Origin of the sequence: Blautia sp. MCC270 (assembly GCF_018785605.1) — a bacterium.
Classification (GTDB): Bacteria; Bacillota; Clostridia; order Lachnospirales; family Lachnospiraceae; genus Blautia_A; species Blautia_A fusiformis.
This window is the reverse complement of record NZ_WQQD01000106.1, coordinates 1-206: the sequence shown is the minus strand read 5'-3', so window position 1 is coordinate 206 and position 206 is coordinate 1. Positions and strand designations below refer to the sequence as shown.

Genomic DNA, 206 nt, shown 5'->3' with positions numbered 1-206 from the left:
CAGCATCGTTGACTGTTTCTGCAGGAAATCATTCCGCTGATTGGTTACTTTCTCATACACTCTTGCCACCCTGATCCGCTACTTCTCGCGGTTATGGGAATCTTTTTGTTTTCGGGAAAGCCTGCGCTGTTCTCTGTTCGGGTAGATCCTGAATTTAATTCCTTTTTGCATTATCCCATCTTATCCTTTTGTCTCTGCGATGTTTT

1 protein-coding gene is annotated in these 206 nt (G+C 43.7%); it reads right to left on the bottom strand.

Annotation, left to right across the window (positions count from 1 at the left end):
• Positions 1-78: 78 nt before the first annotated feature.
• Complete coding sequence (locus GPK58_RS13395; RefSeq protein WP_215638776.1) at positions 79-171, bottom strand: helix-turn-helix domain-containing protein; 93 nt, start codon at positions 169-171, stop codon at positions 79-81.
• Positions 172-206 lie beyond the last annotated feature (35 nt).

What these genes read in the sequence shown, in the direction of transcription:
- GPK58_RS13395 (WP_215638776.1), bottom strand. Translation starts at nt 171, where the DNA reads ATGCAAAAAGGAATTAAATTCAGGATCTACCCGAACAGAGAACAGCGC.